The 20,534-nt window shown below is 66.8% G+C and carries 17 protein-coding genes and 1 pseudogene; 10 read left to right on the top strand and 8 right to left on the bottom strand.

What is annotated here, in order from left to right; genetic code table 11:
* Positions 1-67: 67 nt before the first annotated feature.
* From trpD to lexA, 5 genes are all read left to right on the top strand, one after another.
* Positions 68-1,060, top strand: coding sequence for an anthranilate phosphoribosyltransferase (trpD, locus tag A0U87_RS13700; RefSeq protein WP_048936888.1), 993 nt, complete (start codon positions 68-70; stop codon positions 1,058-1,060).
* Positions 1,057-1,848: an indole-3-glycerol phosphate synthase TrpC gene (trpC, locus tag A0U87_RS13695; protein ID WP_048936889.1), complete on the top strand. Its 792-nt coding sequence runs from the start codon at positions 1,057-1,059 to the stop codon at positions 1,846-1,848. Before trpD ends, trpC begins: the two co-directional genes overlap by 4 nt.
* Entirely contained in the window at positions 1,845-2,330 is a 486-nt protein-coding gene (moaC, locus tag A0U87_RS13690; protein WP_137405627.1) for a cyclic pyranopterin monophosphate synthase MoaC, read from the top strand. Before trpC ends, moaC begins: the two co-directional genes overlap by 4 nt.
* Complete coding sequence (glp, locus tag A0U87_RS13685) at positions 2,327-3,511, top strand: gephyrin-like molybdotransferase Glp (RefSeq protein WP_048936891.1); 1,185 nt, start codon at positions 2,327-2,329, stop codon at positions 3,509-3,511. The genes moaC and glp overlap by 4 nt, the downstream gene beginning before the upstream one ends.
* A gap of 104 nt (positions 3,512-3,615) precedes the next feature.
* Complete coding sequence (gene lexA, locus A0U87_RS13680; protein WP_048936892.1) at positions 3,616-4,293, top strand: transcriptional repressor LexA; 678 nt, start codon at positions 3,616-3,618, stop codon at positions 4,291-4,293.
* 2 nt (positions 4,294-4,295) lie between these two features.
* Here the strand turns inward: lexA and A0U87_RS13675 are convergent.
* Positions 4,296-6,257, bottom strand: a pseudogene (locus A0U87_RS13675) (ComEC/Rec2 family competence protein); the annotation flags it as partial.
* Between the two features lie 196 nt (positions 6,258-6,453).
* Here A0U87_RS13675 and gltX point away from each other — a divergent pair.
* Together gltX and A0U87_RS13665 are read left to right on the top strand one after the other, a co-directional pair.
* Positions 6,454-7,908 carry a glutamate--tRNA ligase gene (gene gltX, locus A0U87_RS13670; protein WP_029547537.1) on the top strand — a complete coding sequence of 485 codons (1,455 nt, stop codon included), beginning with the start codon at positions 6,454-6,456 and terminating at the stop codon, positions 7,906-7,908.
* 20 nt (positions 7,909-7,928) lie between these two features.
* Positions 7,929-9,215, top strand: a complete 1,287-nt coding sequence (locus A0U87_RS13665; protein WP_010336542.1) for a citrate synthase — start codon at positions 7,929-7,931, stop codon at positions 9,213-9,215.
* A gap of 61 nt (positions 9,216-9,276) precedes the next feature.
* On the opposite strand, the gene A0U87_RS13660 is transcribed toward A0U87_RS13665, so the two are convergent.
* The 5 genes from A0U87_RS13660 to A0U87_RS13640 all read right to left on the bottom strand — a co-directional run bounded on the left by A0U87_RS13660 (position 9,277) and on the right by A0U87_RS13640 (position 13,810).
* Entirely contained in the window at positions 9,277-9,618 is a 342-nt protein-coding gene (locus A0U87_RS13660) for a gamma-glutamylcyclotransferase (protein WP_048936894.1), read from the bottom strand.
* A gap of 76 nt (positions 9,619-9,694) precedes the next feature.
* The gene (locus tag A0U87_RS13655; RefSeq protein ID WP_048936895.1) at positions 9,695-11,086 is read right to left on the bottom strand and encodes a HAMP domain-containing sensor histidine kinase; all 1,392 of its coding nucleotides are present in this window, start codon (positions 11,084-11,086) and stop codon (positions 9,695-9,697) included.
* Complete coding sequence (locus A0U87_RS13650) at positions 11,083-12,168, bottom strand: DUF2336 domain-containing protein (protein ID WP_048936896.1); 1,086 nt, start codon at positions 12,166-12,168, stop codon at positions 11,083-11,085. The genes A0U87_RS13655 and A0U87_RS13650 overlap by 4 nt, the downstream gene beginning before the upstream one ends.
* 77 nt (positions 12,169-12,245) lie before the next feature.
* Positions 12,246-13,418: a hypothetical protein gene (locus A0U87_RS13645; RefSeq protein ID WP_048936897.1), complete on the bottom strand. Its 1,173-nt coding sequence runs from the start codon at positions 13,416-13,418 to the stop codon at positions 12,246-12,248.
* A gap of 89 nt (positions 13,419-13,507) precedes the next feature.
* On the bottom strand, positions 13,508-13,810 hold the full coding sequence (locus A0U87_RS13640; RefSeq protein ID WP_048936898.1) for an Hpt domain-containing protein: 303 nt from the start codon (positions 13,808-13,810) through the stop codon (positions 13,508-13,510).
* An 81-nt stretch (positions 13,811-13,891) separates the two neighbouring features.
* On the opposite strand from A0U87_RS13640, the gene A0U87_RS13635 reads away from it, so the two are divergent.
* Positions 13,892-16,567 carry a hypothetical protein gene (locus A0U87_RS13635; protein WP_048936899.1) on the top strand — a complete coding sequence of 892 codons (2,676 nt, stop codon included), beginning with the start codon at positions 13,892-13,894 and terminating at the stop codon, positions 16,565-16,567.
* A 38-nt stretch (positions 16,568-16,605) separates the two neighbouring features.
* Here the strand turns inward: A0U87_RS13635 and A0U87_RS13630 are convergent, their stop codons facing one another.
* The gene (locus A0U87_RS13630; protein ID WP_122928088.1) at positions 16,606-17,691 is read right to left on the bottom strand and encodes an anhydro-N-acetylmuramic acid kinase; all 1,086 of its coding nucleotides are present in this window, start codon (positions 17,689-17,691) and stop codon (positions 16,606-16,608) included.
* 55 nt (positions 17,692-17,746) lie between these two features.
* Between A0U87_RS13630 and tyrS the strand changes: the two genes are divergently transcribed.
* Positions 17,747-18,964, top strand: coding sequence for a tyrosine--tRNA ligase (gene tyrS / locus A0U87_RS13625; RefSeq protein ID WP_048937046.1), 1,218 nt, complete (start codon positions 17,747-17,749; stop codon positions 18,962-18,964).
* Positions 18,965-19,040: 76 nt separating this feature from the next.
* Positions 19,041-19,397, top strand: coding sequence for a PilZ domain-containing protein (locus A0U87_RS13620; protein WP_037520412.1), 357 nt, complete (start codon positions 19,041-19,043; stop codon positions 19,395-19,397).
* Here the strand turns inward: A0U87_RS13620 and A0U87_RS13615 are convergent.
* Positions 19,369-20,472 (bottom strand): mechanosensitive ion channel family protein, encoded by a 1,104-nt coding sequence (locus A0U87_RS13615; protein WP_048936901.1) that lies wholly within the window; start codon positions 20,470-20,472, stop codon positions 19,369-19,371. The two genes, A0U87_RS13620 and A0U87_RS13615, sit on opposite strands and share 29 nt — an antisense overlap.
* Positions 20,473-20,534 lie beyond the last annotated feature (62 nt).

Here is a 20,534-nt window from a genome sequence, read left to right as displayed (position 1 = left end):
CCAATTGGCGGGCAAATAGCATGTCGCCCTCGACTTTCGCGCGCGGCCGGGACTAAAGGCTTGGCCCATGACCCTGTTGCCCGATCCCAGCGCGCCCCTGGCCGCCGACGAAGCCGCCCGCGCCTTCGACCTGCTGTTCGACGCCGACCTGTCGGACGAGGCGATCGCCGGCTTCCTCGTCACAATGGCGCGGCGCGGCGAGACCGCGACGGAAATCGCCGCCGCCGCCCGTGCGATGCGCGCCCGGATGATCCCGGTCGACGCGCCCGACGGCACGATCGACGTCTGCGGCACCGGCGGCGACGGCCATCATACGCTCAATGTCTCGACCGCCGTCAGCCTGGTGGTGGCCGCCGCCGGCGTGCCGGTCGCCAAGCATGGCAATCGCGCCGCCTCGTCCAAGGCGGGCGCCGCCGACACGCTCGAAGCGCTGGGCCTTGATCTCGATCGCGCCGCCGCCACGGCGGAAGCGACGCTCAAGGATCTGGGCATCTGCTTCCTGTTCGCACAAAATTACCATCCTGCGCTCAAACGCCTCGGCCCGGTCCGCCGGTCGATCGGCGAACGCACCATCTTCAACCTGATGGGGCCGCTCGCCAATCCCGCCAATGTCCGTCGCCAGCTCGTCGGCATCGCCCGCCCCGCCTATGTCCCCATCTATGCCGATGCGCTCGGCCAGCTTGGCGCGACCCATGCGATGATCGTGTCGGGCGACGAGGGCCTCGACGAACTCTCGCTCGCCGGCGGCAATGACATTGCCGAGGTGACGGCCGACGGCGTGGTCGCGATGCGCCGCCTGACCGCCGCGGACCTCGGCCTCTCGACCCAACCCGTCACCGCCATTCGCGGCGGCGACCCGGCCCATAATGCCGCGGCGCTCCGCGCCCTGCTCCAGGGCGAGGCCGGTGCCTACCGCGACGCCGTGCTGCTCAACGCCGCCGCCGCTTTGGTGGTGGCTGACGCTGCCCATGATTTCCAGGAAGGCGTCGAACAGGCCGCCGAAGCGATCGACAACGGCCTTGCCAACGCGCTCCTCAATTGCTGGATTGCCTATCAATGACCAACAAGCTCATCGAAATCTGCGATTTCAAGCGCGAGGATGTCGCCCGCCGCAAAGCCGCGACCACGATCGCATCGCTCCACGCCCGCGCCAGCGAGCAGACCCCGCCGCGCGGCTTCCGCAGGGCGCTGGACGATGCCGCCCGTTCGGGCTTCGGCCTGATCGCCGAGGTGAAGAAGGCCAGCCCGTCGAAGGGGCTGATCCGCGCCGATTTCGATCCGCCGGCCCATGCGGTGGCCTATGCCGCCGGTGGCGCTGCCTGCCTTTCGGTGCTGACCGACGAGCCCTATTTCCAGGGCCATGACGATTATCTCATGGCCGCCCGATCGGCCTGCGCGCTGCCGGTGCTGCGCAAGGATTTCATCGTCGACCCCTGGCAGATCCTCGAAAGCCGCGCGCTCGGCGCCGACGCGATCCTGATCATCGTTGCCGCGCTGGACGACGCCCAGATGCAGGAGATAGAGGACGCCGCGCTTGGCCTTGGCATGGATGCCCTGATCGAGGTGCATGACGAGGCCGAACTGGAACGCGCGCTCAAGCTCCGCTCGCGCCTGATCGGCGTCAACAACCGCGACCTGCGCGATTTCAGCGTCGATTTCGCGCGCACTTATGAACTGGTCGGCAAGGCGCCCGATGGCTGCACCTTCGTTGCCGAAAGCGGCCTTGGCTCGCATGCCGACCTCACCGCCATGGCCGATCATGGCGTGCGCTGCTTCCTGGTCGGCGAAACCCTCATGCGCCAGGCCGATGTCGAGGCGGCGACCCGCAACCTGCTGACAGGCGCATGACCGGCCTCACCCATCTCGACGAGGATGGCGCCGCCCGCATGGTCGATGTCTCGGCCAAGGCCGTGAGCGCGCGCGAGGCGGTGGCCGCCGGCCGCATCACCATGGCGGCCGACGCTGCGCAGGCGATCGCCGCCGGCCTCGTCAAGAAGGGGGATGTGCTGGCCGTGGCCCGCGTCGCCGGCATCATGGCGGCCAAGCGCACCGCCGAACTGATCCCGCTCTGCCATCCGATCCCGCTGAGCGCCGTCACCATCGACTTTACTCTCCACGATGACGGCGTCACCGTCACCGCAACCGCGCGCACCGCTGGCCAGACCGGGGTGGAGATGGAGGCGCTGACCGCCGCGACCGCCGCCTTGCTCACCGTCTATGACATGGCCAAGGCGCTCGATAAGGGCATGATAATCGGCGATGTTCGCCTGCTCGCCAAGCGCGGCGGCAAGTCGGGCGACTGGTCCGCGCCGGAGAGCAGCGACCGATGAGCCTGATGCCGGTCGCGGACGCGCAGGCGCGGCTCCTTGCCCTCGCCGATCCGTTGCCAGCCGAATATGTGCCCGTCGCCGCCTGTGCCGGTCGCTGGCTCGCCACCGACATCAGCGCACTCCGTAACCAGCCCTGGGCCGATCTTTCCGCGATGGACGGCTATGCCGTGCGCGCATCCGAAGGCGCCGGGCCGTGGCAACTGGTCGCCACCAGCAGCGCGGGCGACACCAATATCCCGGCCCTGCAACCGGGCCAGGCCTGCCGCATCTTCACCGGCGCGCCCTTGCCGGCCGGCGCCGACGCCATATTGATCCAGGAAAATGCCACGCGCGATGGCGACACACTGACCGCGCATGACGGCATATTGACGTCCGGCAGGCATGTCCGCCTGCTCGGCTCAGACTTCCGCGCCGGCACGCCGCTGGTCAGCGCCGGCAGCCGCCTCACGCCGGGCCGGATCGCGCTTGCGGTGCTGGGCGGCCATGGCAGTCTGCCCGTCGGTGCTCGGCCGCGCATCGCCCTGCTCTCGACCGGCAATGAGCTTGTCCCCCCCGGCGCGCCGACGCCGCCGGGATATCTCCCCTCGTCCAACGCGCCGATGTTGGCCGCCCTGCTCGCCGCCCTGCCCTGCGACGTGATCGACCTCGGCATCGTGCCTGACGATCTTGGCGCCATGACGCAGGCGCTGGAACAGGCGGCACAGGCCGACATCATCGTCTCGACCGGCGGCGCCTCGGTCGGCGACCATGACTATGTCCGCCCCGCCTTTGCGGCCGCCGGCGGCACGCTCGATTTCTACAAGATCGCGATGCGGCCGGGCAAACCGCTGATGGCCGGGCGCCTGGGGAACGCCACCTTCCTCGGCCTGCCGGGCAATCCGGTCTCCGCTTTCGTCACCGGCACCCTCTTCCTCTGCCCGCTGGTCCGCCATCTCGCCGGATCGCGCGCGCCGCTGCCGCCGGTCGTGCAGGCCCGCCTTGCCGCCCCACTCGGCGCGACGGCGGAACGCGACGATTATCTGCGCGCCTATCGCGGCGCCGACGGCATCGTCTCGGTCACCGCGCAGGACAGCGCCGCTACAGCCGCCATGGCGCTGGCCGACTGTCTGATCCGCCGCCCGGCCGGTTCAGCCCCCGCCATTGCCGGCGACATGGTCGACATCATCCCCCTGACCGCCTGACTATCTGACCGCCTGACCGGCAAAAGCGGCGCATGGCTTAACGCGCTTGACTTGCCCCTTTCCGTTTCCTATGCGTTCTTCATTCGTTCCATGGAGGACCGCCGATGTTGACGCCCAAGCAGCAGGAATTGCTGAGCTTCATTCAGACCCGGCTGGAAGAAGGCGGCGTGTCCCCTTCGTTCGAGGAGATGAAGGACGCGCTCGACCTGCGCTCCAAGTCCGGCATCCACCGGCTGATCAATGCGCTGGAGGAACGCGGCTTCATCCGCCGCCTGCCCAACCGTGCCCGCGCGCTCGAAGTGCTCAAGCTGCCCGACGCGATGCACCGCGCGCCCGCGCCGGCCATTCCGACGCCCAAGGTGTCGGCTCCGGCCGTGCTGCTGCCGACCGCCGCCAATGACGTGATCGAAATCCCGCTGCACGGCCGCATCGCTGCCGGCGTCCCGATCGAGGCGATGGAAAGCCATACCATGCTCTCCGTCCCCGCCGCCTTGCTCGGCTCGGGCGATCATTATGCGCTCGAAGTGTCGGGGGACTCGATGATGGAGGCCGGCATTCTCGACGGCGACTTCGCGCTGATCCAGCGCACCGAAGTCGCGCGCGAAGGCCAGATCGTCGTCGCCCTGATCGACGACGCCGAAGCGACGCTCAAATATTTCCGCCGCGAAGGCAGCCGGGTCCGGCTCGATCCCGCCAATGCCGCCTATGAACCGCAAATCTACGATCCGCGCCAGGTCCGCATCCAGGGCAAGCTCGCCGGCCTGCTGCGCCGCTACAACTGACCGGCCGTTCGGGGCCGGCGGCGCACGATCCACGGATGCGCGTCTCCGGGCCGATGGACGGTGTGAACTTTGCCGCTTTCAAGGCCAATCGACAGGCCGCCGGAGCGTGACAGCAGCCGGCGGTCGATCTTCATCCAGCGCGGCCGGCACCACCAGGGCAGGCCCCGGTCGCTGATGACGATATCGGCCGCCGCGCAATCCCGCTCCAATATCGGCCGGTCGACCAGCATCGCATTGCGCGTCACCAGCAAATGCCAGTCGCGCCCGTCCCGTGGCAATGTCACCGCGCACAGATCGGTCGAACAGCGCGCCTGCGGCATCTTCGCGATCGCCTCCAGCGTCCCGTCATAGCCCGCGCTCTCGCTCAGCACGTCGCGGACATAATCGCCCACGCCCTCGCGCAGCAGCGCCATCGTCCCCGTCGGTGTTCGCACCGCGACATGTTGTCCGTCGCCGGTTACAACGATGTCGGGCGGCGCCAGCAGCGCGATGCCGATCAGGCCGATTGCGATTGGCCCCAACCCCAGCCAGCGCCAGTGACTGCGCCACAGCAAGCACCACAGACCACCAACGACAATGATCCCGAAAATCCAGCCCGGCACCGCCGGCGCCAGCATCACCGCCATCGGGCTGGCCGCCACGCCATGCGCCACCGCCAGCAACAGCGCGATCGCCTTGGTCGTGAGCCACCAGAAGGGCGCGCCCAGCCCGACCAGATCGAAGCCCAGCGCCAGCGCCTCCAGCGGCATGATGACGAAGGTGGTGAGCGGGATCGCGATCAGGTTGGCCACCGCACCCAGCAAACCTGCCTTGTGAAAATGGAAAAGGGCGATCGGCGCCAGCACCAGTTCGATGGCAAGGCCCGTCATCAGCATCGCCGCCACCGTCCGCCCGGCCTTGCGCAACCAAGGCTCGTCCCGCGCCATCGCGAACGCCTTGAACCACCGATGCTCGCCCAGCGCCACCAGCGCGACCACGGCAGCAAAGCTCATCTGGAAGCTCGGCCCGATCAGCGCCTCCGGCCAGAAGACCAGCACCACCAGCGCCCCGGTCGCCACCAGCCGCAAGGTGATCGCCTCGCGCCCCAGCGCCAGCCCGCCCAGCACCAGCAGCGCCGCGATGCAGGATCGCACCGTCGGCACCTCCGCGCCCGTCAGCAGCGTATAGCCGATCCCCGCCAGCGCGCCCCCGGCCGCCGCGATCAGCATCAGCGGCCAGTCCAGCGCCGCGCGCGGGATCAGCGCCAGCAGGCGCAACAGCAGGAATATCACCGCCCCGATCAGCGCCGTCACATGCAGCCCGCTGATCGACAGAAGATGGGCAAGGCCACTGCGCCGCATCGCCTCGGCATCCGCTTCGGCAATCGCGCCCTGATCGCCGGTCGCCAGCGCCACCGCAATCCCCGCCGGTGCGCCCGCCACCTGCCCGCCGATATGATCGAACAGTCGCGCCCGCAGCGTCGGCCCCTCGCGCGCCTGCTCCACCATTTCGATCGGCGCCAGCGCCCGCCCGGTCGCCCCGATCCCCTGGAAATAAGCACGCCGCGCGAAATCGAACGCCCCCGGCACGCTCGGCGGCGCGGGCGGCATCAGGCGCACGCGAAAGCGCAGCACCGCCCCCTTACCCAGTCCTTCGGGCACATCCGCCTCCGCGATATTCACTCGGATCGCCGCGGGCAGCGCTGGCGCCTCGATCGGCCGCAGCCCCACGCGCACCATCTGTTGCGCCGGCAGCTTGGCCACCGCCGTCACCGTCCCCGTCACCTGTACGAATATGGGACGGGCGAGCGGCGGCTGACCCAGCCATGTCGCCTTGCCCCAGACCAGCAGGCAACCAACACAAGCCAGCAAGCCGCCCGCCACCAGCATATGCCGCAATCGCGCGCCCACCGGCAGCAACAGCGCCAGACAGGCCAGCCCCAGCGCCGCGCAGCAACTGGCCAGCCAGTGTGCCGGTCCCGGCAGTACGAATCAGCCGGCAATGCCCGCGCCCAGCGCCACCGGCACCCACAAGGCGAGCTGTTCGCGCTCCACCTCCAGCCATTGTTCGATCCGCGCAAATCCATTGTGCGCAATACGCACCGTCCTGCGCCCAACGGACGTTTGTCGTGGCTCAAAAGCCATGCTAGGGGGCGTCGCATCCATGGATCAGGCAGGAAGAATGTCAGCGAATATGACGGCAAGTGCAACGGGATTGAACAAGCAGGTGGTGACCCGTTTCGCCCCGTCGCCAACGGGCTTCCTGCATATTGGCGGCGCCCGCACCGCGCTGTTCAACTGGCTGTTCGCGCGCCATCATGGCGGCAAGTTCCTGCTCCGCATCGAGGATACCGATCGCGCCCGCTCCACCGAGGAAGCCGTGGCAGCCATCTTCGACGGTCTGGAATGGCTGAACCTGGGCGGCGATGAGCCGGCCGTGTTCCAGTTCGAGCGTACCCCGCGCCATGCCGAGGTCGCCAACCAGCTGCTCGCCAATGGCCATGCCTATCGCTGCTATGCGACGCAGGAAGAGCTGGCCGAGCTGCGTGAACAGCAGCGCGCCGCCAAGCAGCCGATGCGCTATGATGGCCGCTGGCGCGACCGTTCGCCGGAGGAAGCGCCCGAAGGCGCCCCCTTCGTCATCCGTATCAAGGCCCCTCGGACCGGTGAAACGGTCATCGAGGATGCGGTCCAGGGCCGCGTCGTGGTGCAGAATGCCGAGCTGGACGACATGATCCTGCTCCGGTCGGACGGCACCCCCACCTATATGCTGGCCGTCGTGGTCGACGACCATGACATGGGCGTCACCCATGTCATCCGCGGCGACGACCATCTCAACAACGCCTTCCGTCAGCTGGCCATTATCAAGGCGATGGGCTGGGAAGAGCCGGTCTATGGCCATATCCCGCTGATCCACGGGTCGGACGGCGCAAAGCTGTCGAAGCGCCACGGTGCGCTCGGCGTCGACGCCTATCGCGACGAGATGGGGATGCTGCCCGAAGCGGTACTCAACTATCTGCTGCGCCTGGGCTGGGGCCATGGCGACGAGGAGATCATCTCGATCGAGCGCGCCATCGAACTGTTCGATATCGACGGCGTCGGCCGTTCGCCCTCGCGCTTCGACATCAAGAAGCTGGAAAATCTGAACGGCCATTATCTGCGCGAGGCCGATGAGGCGCGCCTGGCCGCTCTGGTCGCCCCGCGCGTTGAGTCGCGTCTTGATACGCAACTGAATGACGCCCAGCGCGATATTTTGACCCAGGCGATGGTTTCGCTCAAGCCGCGGGCCAAGACACTTAACGAAATTGCAGAAGGCGCGGAGTTTCTGTTCAAATCTTGCCCGCTCGATTTTGACGAGAAGGCGTCTGCTCTGCTAGATGAACCCGCGCGTGAGCTGCTGAAAAAGACAGCCGACGCTCTCCAGCCCGTCCAGTCCTGGACGGTTGAAGCGATCGATGAAGTGATACGCCGCGTGGCAGAGGATGCGGGGCTTGGCCTGGGCAAGGTGGCACAGCCGCTTCGTGCGGCGCTCACCGGGCGCACGGTCTCGCCGGGTATTTTTGATGTCCTCTTCCTTCTGGGGAAAGAGGAAAGCTTGAAGCGACTGACCGCTGCGGGGCACGTGGTGGCCGGTTGACGGCAGTTAAGGAGAAAAACATGTCGGATAATAATGCCAGTTTGACCGTTGGCGGAGAGGCCAAGGACTATGCCATCATGGATGGTACCGTCGGTCCCCAGGTCATCGACGTTCGCAAGCTCTACGCCAACACCGGCATGTTCACCTACGATCCGGGCTTCACCTCGACCGCCAGCTGCGAGTCGGGCCTGACCTATATCGATGGCGACGCCGGCGTGCTGCTGCACCGTGGCTATCCGATCGGCCAGCTCGCCGAACAGTCCAGCTTCATGGAAGTCTGCTATCTGCTGCTGAACGGCGAACTGCCTTCGGCCAAGGAACTGGCCGAGTTCACCAACACCATCACGCGCCACACCATGGTGCATGAACAGCTGACCGCCTTCTTCCGCGGCTTCCGTCGTGACGCCCACCCGATGGCGATCATGGTCGGCGTCGTCGGCGCCCTGTCGGCCTTCTATCATGACTCGACCGACATCAACGATCCGGAACAGCGCCGCATTGCGAGCCACCGCCTGATCGCCAAGATGCCGACGATCGCTGCGATGGCGTACAAATATTCGGTGGGTCAGCCCTTCGTCTATCCGCGCAACGACCTCAGCTACACCGCCAACTTCCTGAACATGACCTTCTCGGTCCCGGCGGAAGAGTATAAGATCGATCCGATCGTCGTCGACGCGATGGACAAGATCTTCACCCTGCATGCCGACCATGAGCAGAACGCGTCGACCTCGACCGTGCGTCTTGCCGGTTCGTCGGGCGCCAACCCGTTCGCCTGCATCGCGGCCGGCATCGCTTGCCTGTGGGGCCCGGCGCATGGCGGCGCGAACGAAGCCGCGCTCAACATGCTGCGCGAAATCGGCACCGTCGATCGCATCCCGGAATATATCGCCCGCGCCAAGAACAAGGACGATCCGTTCCGCCTGATGGGCTTTGGCCATCGCGTCTACAAGAATTACGATCCGCGCGCGACCGTGATGCAGAAGACCGCGAAGGACGTGCTGGAGAAGCTGGGCGTCAACGACCCGATCTTCGACGTCGCCAAGGAACTGGAGCAGATCGCCCTCAACGATCCCTACTTCATCGAGAAGAAGCTCTACCCGAATGTCGACTTCTATTCGGGCGTGATCCTCTCGGCGATCGGCTTCCCGACCGAAATGTTCACCGTGCTCTTCGCCCTCGCCCGCACCGTCGGCTGGGTCGCGCAGTGGAACGAAATGATTTCGGACCCAGCGCAGAAGATCGGCCGTCCGCGTCAGCTCTACACCGGCCCGACGCAGCGCGACTATGTCGCCGTCGACAAGCGCTAAGACGCGGTCACAAGAGACAAGAGGAACGGCGCCCCATCGGGCGCCGTTTTTCGTTTAGGGCTCAGCCGCCTACCCCTGCATGGACATAGATCCAGGCCGGCACGCGCCCCTGATCGGTAACCACATCGATCGCGACACGGCGATAATCCGCCCCCTCGAACGCATCGAGCCGCGCCCAGTGCGCCGGCAGGTCGGACGACCGGAACAGCTGAACCGGCACCGCCGCACCGCCCTCGTCGGGAATGAAGGCGGGAAAGCCCATCGACGCGGCCCAGCCATGCGCGACCAGATGGCCGGTCACATGCCCTGCCTGCCAACTGCCCTGCAGTTCCGCCAGTTGATGATGATTGGCCCGTCCGGGCGCCAGCGTGCCATAGGTGGCCAGGCAATGCGATCTGTCCATGCCACCACCCTATCGGGGCAGCATCGGCCGGACAAACAAGCGCTCTTTATCTCATATAAGCGCGATCGCGCGCCCGTCAGTCGAGCACCGGCAGCGTCAGGATGAAGCGCGCGCCCTCGCCCGGCGTGCCGCCAACGCTGATGTCGCCGCCCATCGCCCGCGCCAGCTTGCGCGAGATATAGAGGCCCAGCCCGCTACCGCCGGGATCGTCACGTCCCAGCCGCTCGAACTTGTCGAAAATCTTCTCGCGATCCTCCAGCGCCACGCCCGCCCCCTGGTCGATCACCAGCACCCGTGCCTGCCGATGCTCCCGCTCCACGACGATGCGCACTTGCGATCCCTCGGGCGAATAGCGCACCGCATTGCCGACCAGATTGACCAGTATCTGCAGCACGCGGCGGAACTCGCCCCTCGCCATCAATATCTGGTCGGCATCCGGGCAATGGATCTTGATGTGCCTATCCAGCGCCTTGACCGTCAGCAGGCCGCCGGCTCGCCGGCCCAGGTCGGCGAGGTCGACATCCTCGATGATCACGCCGAAATCGGGCCGGTCGATCGCCTGCAGATCCGCCAGATCGTCGACCAGCGCCATCAGGTGACGGCCGGCAGTCGCAATATCATTGGCATAATCGGCATAATCGGGCCGCAACGGCCCTTCCAGTTGCGCGCCGATCGTGTCCGCATTGGCGATGATCCGCCCCAGCGGCTGGCGCAGAGACCGGTCGAGCCGCTTGCCGAACTCGCCGGGATAGAGCGACAATTGCGTCGTATCCGCCCGCGCCAGCGCCGGCGGTCGCTCGATCGGACAGGCCTTGCCGCGATAGCCGACCAGATGGCCGGCCAGATCGAACAGCGGAAAGCCCGCCAGCCGCACATGCTGTTCGGGATCATGCACCAATGTCGCGACCTGATCGCGGAAGGCGCGGCGCTGGGTGAAGCCGCGCAGGATCGCCATGTCGCCCTCACCATCGCTCTGCAACTCGAAATAGCTGGAGAAACGGCTACCCGGCATGGGCGGCTGCGTCGGCAATGCGCCCTGCCGGTCGGTCCCGGCAATTGCCATCTGGAACTGCAACTGGGTGTCGATCTGCCAGGTCCAGCCATCGGCCAGCGCCGCCAGATCGGCCTCGCGCCGGCTATGATCGCCGGTATTGGCAAGCGGCGGCCGCTCGCTCCAGTCGACCACCGCCAGCGACACGATGCGCCCGTCCGGCCCTTCGTCGCTGCGCGCCCGTACCCACATGTCGATATCGCCGCGCTCCGCCGCCGCGACCACCGGCCGCGACACCGTGACGCCCAATCGCGCCGCCAACCGCACCACAGCCGCCAGTTGCGGAATGGCGAGCGGCCCCAGCAGATCGCTCCCCGCCTCCCGCTGCAAGGCGAGCAGCGGGGCATCGGCACTCAATAGCGTGCCGTCCGCCGATGCCGTTGCCCGGACGATGGAGGGGTGGAGCGTCATGTTCATCCGGTGACGCGCCGCAAATGATCGAGCTTCGCGCGGAAGGCGGCCGGCGCGCGCAGGGCGCCCACCACGGCTTCCGCCTTCACGTCGCTCAGCAATTGATATTGGTCGGCCTCGGCCACGATCACCGCGTCCGACAGACCCGGCCGCACCGGCCGTAGCGCCAGCAGCAGATGGCGATAATCCGCCCCGGTTCCGCCCAGCGCCCGGCACAGTGTCGCCACCTGCATCACCGGCCCCATGATCAATATGTCCGTCACCTGCGCGGTGCCTAGGCGCAGCCGTCGCCCGGCCAGCGCCGCAAACAGCAGGAAACGCCGCTGCCCCAGCGCCGCGCCCAGAAGGTCGGGCGCATCGGCCTGCGGCCCCAACCGGCGCACCAGCTGGTCGGCCGCCGCGATCGGGCCATTGCTTTCGTCATGGCTGGCAAGCAGCGCCCAGCCCGCCCGCTCGAACGCGCCCAGCAATTGATTGTCCGGCTCCAGCGCGGTGCGCTGCACCACCGCCGCCAGACAGGCCGCTGCAGTCCATACCAGTTCGGCAAAATGTTCGGCCGGCAGATCGGGCCGCATCGGCTGATCCTCGCCCCCCATCGCCTGCCACTGCCCCTCGGCCAGCGCCAGCGCGACGATCGCGTCACCAATTTCGGGATCGTCCGACGACAGGATCGATTCGGCCTCGGGCTGTTCCGGCTGCTCGCCATCGGGGCGCCCGATCTGCCGCAGCAACAGGCTGACCCCCGCACGCATCTGCATATGGGCAAGCAAGGCCGGCCCCAGCAGGGTCGGCTGCGCACAGATGGTCGGCCAGCATAGCCCATCGGGCCAACGTCCCAGCGCTGCCGCAATTGCAGGATCACCCGCCAGGCTCAGCCTCAGCGCAGTCTCGATCGCAGTCAGGCATCCGCCCAGATGACGGCGCGTCTCCGCGATCAGCGCATCATGGCGCGCGCGGTCCTCGACCGGAAAGAAAAAGGCGAGATCAATCGCATGGCCGACGGGCACGGCCGACATGCCGGCCATGACATGTGCCATGGGCCAGCTGTCCGCCATGATGGATCCGGCAAGGGACGTGTGGGCGCTCATGCAAGGCAGCATAACCCCACGTCGTTAAAATGCACTAAACCCTGACAGCAAAATCAACGCTCTCGATGCGACAAAAATCATCCGCCCCGACGCGACAGGATGATCGCCCCAATCGATCCGATCGCCGCCAGCATGGCAACGTCGAAACCAAGCGCCTCCGCCCCCGTCAGCAGAGCTAGCAGCAGCACCAGCAACGCGGTGCCGGGCGTGAAGATCATCCAGGCGCGCGCCGCCCCGGTCCGGCGCCAGCGATCGGCAAGCGTGATGATGCCCAGCAGCAACGCCAGATAGTTGGGCACCATCCCGCTGCCCGACAGCATCACGCCGATCAGCGCCAGCCCCGGCGCTAGAAAGGCGATCCAGCCGCTCGGCGGCCGGCGCAGCGCCATTTCATCCAGTCGATCGGCCAGTTCCGCCAGCAGCAGCGCCAGCAGCAACAGGCTGAGCCCGGTGCCCGGCCAGCCCAGTTCCAGCGGCATCAACGCAATGCCGGCCAGCGCGATCGAACCGATCCGCACCTGCATCGCCGGCACCTGGCTCCGCATCAATGCAGGGCCGAGCAGCCGGGCGAGCGGCCCGAACAAATAATGTTCGATCCCGCCGCGGCTGGACGATCCCGATCGCGTGCCGGTCGACATCACCGCCTGCGCGGCGAGGTCCGCCTGTTCCTGCCCGTCGACCAGCGCGACTCGGCCTTCCAGCAGATCATCCTGCGGCACGGTGATTCGCACCGCACCGCCCTGCACCGCCGATCGCACCAGCGTCAGCGCCAGATCCCAGTCACCGATCATGTCCAGCGTGCCGAACAGCAGCGCCGGATTGATCCGCGCCAGCCCGGCCCAGCGCTGCCCCGCATCGATCCGCTCGAACGGCGCACTGGCGCGGCTGTCGTCAGTGACCAGCAAAGCATTGCCCGCCTGCCCCGCCAGCGCATCATAATGGCCCTGCGCCACCACCGCGCCATCAGCCACCAGCAGCACATCCGCGTCGCGCGGCGCATCGCGCACCATCGACACCATGTCGCGGATCAGGGCGACGGCAATGCCGTCCGCGCTCAGCCGGTCGACCGCCTGCGAAATGGCCGGCGTGATGACGCTGACCAGGATCATGATCCGGTCCGCACCGGCCCGGACCGCCTGTCGCGCCTGATATTCGACCAGCGTCTGGCCGGCGAAATGCAGGGTGGCGCGAAGCGCTGCAGGCGAATCACCTGAAGCCCGGCTGGCACTGAGAATGGCCGCGAATGTCATATTGTCTGGAAACCGACCCGTTTTGATTGCGACGATCTTCTTGCAAGCCGAACGACGCAGCGCAAGCAGGCGCTTTCAAATCACCGGTTTCAGCCCTGCTGAAGCAGCGCGATCGTGCTGCGCAAGCGCTGCAAGGCGCGCGGATCGCCCGGCGCGGCCTCGACCGCCTCGTCCGCCAGCGCCATCAGGCTGGTCAGGCCGAAACTCGCCGCCAGGCCTTTCAAGCGCCAGGCCGCCAATTCCCAATTGGCGTCGCAGCGCGCCCGGCTCATCAGGTCGAGATGGCGCTCCGCGCTTTCAAGGAAAGCCACGCGCAGATCGGCGATCAGCACCGTGTCTTCGCCGACGGCGGCGGCCAATGCCGCATTAAGAGCGCCAGGATCATAGGACATGGGGACGGAAGCTATCGAAATTGCGTTAAGTTTTGGTAACAAGGCATTTGCGCAGACGGAAAAGATGATAGGATCACACCCATGAATGGGGGCAGCACAATCGTCGAATTCTGGCGAGACGAGGGAAACGCGACCGGCAACGCGCCGGCCGCGGATGACATCCTGCTATTGAAGCAGGCCGTACTGGACATTGATGATGCCCCTGACGACGCGCAGGGGGAAGGCGAAAAGCTGGTGCGCAACGCCCGGATCGGGCTCGGCCTGCTGGCCGCGCTCTGGCTCGGCTTCGCGCTCTGGGCAACGATCGTATCGGATCAGTGGCGCGCCGGCCCGGCCGCCTGGCCCGCGCTCGTCGCCACGCTGCTGGTGCCGATCAGCCTGCTCGGCATCGCCTATCTGCTGATCGTGCGTAACAGCCGCGCCGAATCGCGCCGCTATCTCGATACCGCCCATGCGCTGCGGACCGAGGCAGAACTGCTCGAACTGCGCCTCGGCCGGATCGCCGACCGGCTCGAATCCGCACGCCAGACGATGCAGGATCAGGCCGAACTGCTCGACAGCTATGGCGCCGCCGCCAGCAGCAATATGGAGGCATCGGCCGAACTGATCGCCGGCCGCGCCCAGACCACCGCCGATCGCGCCGAAAGCGCCGAGCGTGCTGGCACCGCTCTGGTCGCGCGGATGGACGCGCTGATCGCCGCCATGCCTCAACTCGAAGAACGGGCCGTGCGCATGGCCGCGCAGATCATGGACAATGGTCAGGCGCTGGCCGAACGGATCGACACGCTCGAAGCGCGCCTCCACGCGCTGGGCGAACTGTCCGACGACACCCGCACCCGCACCCTGTCCGCGACCAAGAGCCTGTCGAGCCAGCTAGGCCAGTTGCAGGAGACGACCCGCAGCGCCACCGACGAGGTCAACGGCCTGGCCGACATCGCCGCCGGGCGGATCGAGACATCGGCGCAGAGCGCGCGCGCCGCCATGGACCAGACCCGGCAGGACATCGATGCCCAGTCGGCCGCACTGGACGTGCTGGTCAATCGCGTTGCCCTGTCGCTCGGCGAAACCAGCGATGGTGCGGTTCGCGCCCTCACCCAGGATCTCGATCTGGTCGAGGCATCGCTGCGCGGTCGCCTCGAAACCTCGATGGATCAGGTGCGCGACACGATGGAGCGCGCGCAGGAAGGGCTTTCGACCCAGCGTGCCACGCTGGAAGCGCTGGTCGCCCGTGCCCAGGCCAGCATCACCGCCACCAGCCAGAATGCGCTCGCCGCGCTGGGCCAGGATCTTGGCTCGATCGAGGACGATCTGCGCCAGCGGCTCGACGCCACCCTGCTCCAGGCCCGCGAAACGCTCGCCCTGACCGATGCCGGGCTGCGCGATCAGGCCGGCGCACTGGACAGCCTAATCACCCGTTCGCGCGACAGCATCGCCGCGATCGGCACCGATACCGTCGCCGGCCTTGCCGACGATATTGGCGAGGTCGAAAGCCGCCTGCACCAGATCAACGATCTGGTCGAAGGACAGCGCAGCCTGATGGCCGGGCTGCACGGCACGCTCAACCAGACGATCGACCAGGCCGAGGCCCGCTTTGCCGCCCTGGAGGATAATGCCCTCGCCCGCAGCCAGAAGCTGACCGACGCGCTGACCCGCCTGACCGAGGAAACCCGCCGGATCGACACGGCGCTGCATGACGGCGGCACCACCGCCGAAAAGCTGATCGGCAATGCCGAAACGCTGATGGTGGCGCTCGATTCGAGCGTTCGCGAACTGGATGAAACCTATCCCGGCGCGCTCGCCCGCTTCGACGCACGGCTGGAAACCAGCCGCGCCATGCTGGGCGCCGCAACGCCCGAACTGGAACGGCTCGAAGCCATTTCGGAAGCGCTGGTCGGCCGCACCCAGGAAGCCGAAGAGATGCTGCGCGGCCAGGGTCGCCGTCTCTCCGAATGGCTGGAGAGCACGCAAAGCGGCATCGAATCCAACCGCGAGCTGGTGGAAAAGCTGCGCACCGCGCTCGACGCCGCGCATGAGGACACGACCCGCATCACCGAAGGTGCCGGCCCGCTGCTCATCACCGCCCTGCTCCGCGTCAAGGACACCGCCGAACAGGCCGCCGAGCGCGCCCGTCAGGCGCTCGGCCGCGCCATCCCCGACGCGGTGCAGAACCTGGCCGAAGCCAGCGAGCAAGCGATGCAGCAGGCCGTCGGCGATCAGGTTTCGGCCCAGATCGAGAAGCTGGCCGATGTCGCGGAAGAGGCCGTGCGCGCCGCGCACAATGCTTCGGACCGGCTGACCCGCCAGTTGATGACGATCGCCGATACCAGCGCCGGGCTGGAACAGAGGATCGAGGAAGCCGGCCGCGCGGCCGAGGAACGCGATCGCGACCATTTCTCCCGCCGCTCCGCCCTGCTGATCGAATCGCTCAACAGCACCGCGATCGACGTCGCCAAGATCCTGTCCAACGATGTGACCGACACCAACTGGTCGGCCTATCTCAAGGGCGATCGCGGCGTCTTCACCCGCCGGGCGGTCAAGCTGCTCGACGCCGGCGAGTCCCGCGAAATCGCGCTCCATTATGACAATGACGCCGATTTCCGCGAGCATGTGAACCGCTACATCCACGATTTCGAGGCGATGCTGCGGATCATCCTGTCGGCGCGCGACGGCAATGCCCTGGGCGTCGCCATCCTCTCGTCCGACATGGGCAAGCTCTATGTCGCCCTTGCCCAGGCGATCGAGCGCCTGCGGCAATAAGGATCAGGGGCGGCGCCCGGTCGCCCCATCCCCCTTTTTCAGGGCTGGAACAACACGCCGCCGGTCATCGGTTCAGGCGCGCCGGTGGTGCCGGGAAAGCTGATCGGCAGGCCATTGAGGTGGCGCACGGCCATATAGGCAAAGCCCTGCGCCTCCAGCGCGTCGCCATCCCAGCCCAGTTCGTCGACCGAGCGGACATCGGCGCCGGTCCGCGCCGCCAGCATCGCCATCAGCGTGGCATTATGACGCCCGCCGCCCGCCACATAGATGCGCGCCGGCCGCTCGGGCAGATGGTCGACACCGCGCGCCACCGCCTGCGCGGAAAAGGCGGTCAGCGTCGCCGCCCCATCCGCCAGCGACAGTCCCTCGACCGGCGCGATGGTGAAGGCCTCGCGGTCGATGCTCTTGGGCGGCGGCGCGGCGAACCAGGGATCGGCCATCATCGCCGCCAGCCGCGCCTCGTCCACCTGGCCCCGCGCGGCGGTCGCGCCGCCCGCATCATAGGCCGCGTCGCCATGCGCCTGCATCCAGTTGTCGATCAGGCCGCTCGCCATCCCGGTGTCGAAGGCAACCAGGCTGCCGTCCGATCCAACCGCGGTGATGTTCGCCACCCCGCCCAGATTGAGGATGCCGACCGGCTTTGCCAGACCATCGGACAATGCCCGATGATAGACCGGCATCAGCGGCGCGCCCTGCCCGCCCGCGCGCACATCGGCGCTGCGCAGGTCGGCGACCACGGGAATGCCGAACGCGCCGGCCAGCACCGCGCCGTCACCAATCTGCCAGGTCCAGCGCCGCTCAGGCCGGTGGGCAACGGTATGGCCATGAAAGCCGATCACCCCGATATCCTCCGCCACATGCCCGCTGCGGCCCAGCATGTCGGCGATCGCATCGATATGGAAATTGGTAAGGTCCATCTCCACCGCCCGGATCAGCGGGTCCTCGCCCGGCGCGTCCATCGCCATTGCCCGCGCGCAGGCAGCGGCCAGCCGTTCGCGGAAATCATCGCTGTAGGGCTGGGCGTGGAAAATGATTGCCTCGGCCTGCCCCTCGCCGTCCGTCTCGATCAGCGCGGCGTCGATCCCGTCGCGCGAGGTGCCGGACATCAGACCGATTGCCAACATGATCGAAAACTCCGCCTCTTTTCCAGTTGCTGCCCCAATGCTACAGGCGCGCGTCATGAGCAACTATCAGTCCGATCTCCTCCGCCTGCTCGAAGCACGCGGCTACATCCACCAGCTGACCGACGCGGAAGGGCTTGATGCCATGGCCGCCAAACAGGTGGTGCCGGGCTATATCGGCTTCGACCCGACCGCGCCGTCGCTCCATGTCGGCCATCTCGTGTCGATCATGATGCTGCGCCAGCTGCAGAAGGCGGGTCACAAGCCGATCGTCCTGATGGGCGGTGGCACCGGCAAGATCGGCGATCCCAGCTTCAAGGATGAAGCGCGCAAGCTGCTGACCGTCGACCTGATCCAGGAAAATGTCGCCAGCATCAAGCGCGTGTTCGAACGCTTCCTGACCTTTGGCGACGGCCCGACCGACGCGATCATGGTCGACAATGCCGACTGGCTCGACAAGCTCGAATATATCCCGTTCCTGCGCGACATCGGCCAGCATTTCTCGGTCAACCGGATGCTGAGCTTCGACAGCGTCAAGCTGCGCCTCGACCGTGAGCAGTCGCTCAGCTTCCTCGAATTCAACTACATGATCCTCCAGGCCTATGACTTCCTGGAGCTGTCGCGCCGCAGCGATTGCCGCCTGCAGATGGGCGGATCGGACCAGTGGGGCAATATCGTCAACGGCGTCGAACTGGCCCGCCGCGTCGATGGCACCCAGGTGTTCGGCCTCACCACGCCGCTGCTGACCAATGCCGACGGGACCAAGATGGGCAAGACCGTGGGCGGCGCCGTCTGGCTGAACCAGGACCAGCTGTCCGACTATGATTATTGGCAGTTCTGGCGCAACACCGCCGACGCCGACGTGTTCAACCGGCTGCGCCTGTTCACCGATCTGCCGATGGATGAGGTCAACCGTCTCGCCGCGCTGCAGGGCGCGGAGATCAATGAGGCCAAGAAGATCCTGGCGAACGAGGCAACCGCGCTCTGCCGTGGCGCCGAAGCCGCCGCTCTCGCCGCCGAAACCGCGCGCAAGACCTTCGAGGAAGGCGCGTCGGACGCCAATCTGCCGACCGTTGCGCTCGGCGCCGAGGGGCTGACCGTCATCCAGGCGACCACCGGCCTTGGCTTTGCGACCTCCAACAAGGAAGTCCGCCGCAAGCTGGCCGAGGGCGCGATCAAGGTGAATGGTGAAGTCGTCACCGACCCCGCCGTCACGCTCAAGGTCGGCGACAAGCTGAGCTTCGGCGCCAAGAAGCACGGCCTGGTCACCGCCTGAGGACAAACAGGGTTTCAGTCGAGTTAACGCTACCAGGTAGGAAAGCCTCCACTTTCCGCCCGCTAGGCTGAAACCCATGTCCTCCTCGGTTTTCGCCAATCTTGGCCATGTCATGCGGTCGCGCGACCCTTCCGTCGATCAGCGGCGGGTGGCGCGCGACCTGGTCGACATGGTCAGCCATATCACAGCGGACGGCCGCACCCATGGCGTACGGATCATCAACATCTCGCCACTCGGCCTGATGTGCCGCACGGAAGAGTTGCTCGCGCTGAGCGGCCGGGTGCTGATCTGGCTACCGGTGCTCAAGGATCGTCGCGCTCTCGTCCGCTGGAGCGAGGAAGGCCGGATCGGCCTCGAATTTGTCGAGCCGATCCCGACCGCAGGCTATGACGCCATGATGGCGCTCATCCCGCCACGCCGGACCGCCTGGTAAAGGCTTCATCCCTCTCCAGCGTCTGACGCCCGCGCACCAGCGCCTCGGGCATGTCGGTCCGCAGGAAGGTCAGCATCGCCTCGCGCACCTCGCAGCGCAGGTCAAAGGCGATCCCAGCATTGCGCGCCGACAGCAGCCCACGCAGTTCCAGCGCATCGGCGCGATGGTCGGTCACCTGCAAGATCGCCACCCGCCCGTCCCAGCGCCCGTTCGCCTTCACCGCCTCGACGAAGCGCGCGCGGATCCGCTCGATATCCGCGGTCGGATCGACATAGAGGAAAACCGTGCCCAGCAGGTCCGACGTGCTGGTGGTCCAGTTCTGGAACGGCTTCTCCAGGAAATAGGATACTGGCACCACCATGCGCCGGTCGTCCCAGATGCGCACGATCACATAGGTCAGCCTGATCTCCTCGATCCGCCCCCATTCCCCTTCGATGATGACGACATCGTCCAGCCGGATCGGCTCGGAAAAGGCCATCTGGATGCCCGCGATCAAATTCTTGAGCGCCGGTTGCGCCGCTGCGCCCACCGCCAGCGCAGCAAGGCCCGCCGACGCCATCAGCGACACGCCGATCGTGCGCACGCCCGGAATGGCGATCAGCATCATCGCGATCACGAAGAAGCCGACAATGCACTGACAGATGCGATAGAGGATGCTGATCTTGGTGCGCTGCCGCCGCGCCTTCAGATTATCCTCGACGCTGATGTCGGCGCGTGCCTCCAGCATCGCCTTGCCCGCCCGCATGGCGCGAAACACCAGCCAGCCGACCAGCAGCGCGAATATCATCCGTGCCCCGATCGACCAGATATCCTCGATCCGCGGCCCCATCTCGATCGACTTGAGCCCCGCGCCCAGAGCCAGCAGCACCACCAGCCAGCGCGTCGGCTGGAAGATGGCCGGCAACAGCAGCGGCTCGATCCGCGCGCGCTTCACCAGCCGCACCGCAATCCAGTAAAGCGCGCCGTGAACGGCGAAGGCGACGACCACCGACAGCGCGATCGAAAGCGCGGCCATCGGCGTGATATGGGTCAGGCTGATGTCGGTCATGCCAGGGGCAACGCGACCGCCCCGCATTTTGTTTCGCAGATGCAGCAGAGATTGTGATCACGCCTTACAGGATGAAGCCTTGGCCGATC

Origin of the sequence: Sphingobium sp. MP9-4 (assembly GCF_005281675.1) — a bacterium.
GTDB classification, from domain to species: domain Bacteria; phylum Pseudomonadota; class Alphaproteobacteria; order Sphingomonadales; family Sphingomonadaceae; genus Sphingobium; species Sphingobium yanoikuyae.
This window is presented reverse-complemented; position numbering and strand designations above follow the sequence as displayed.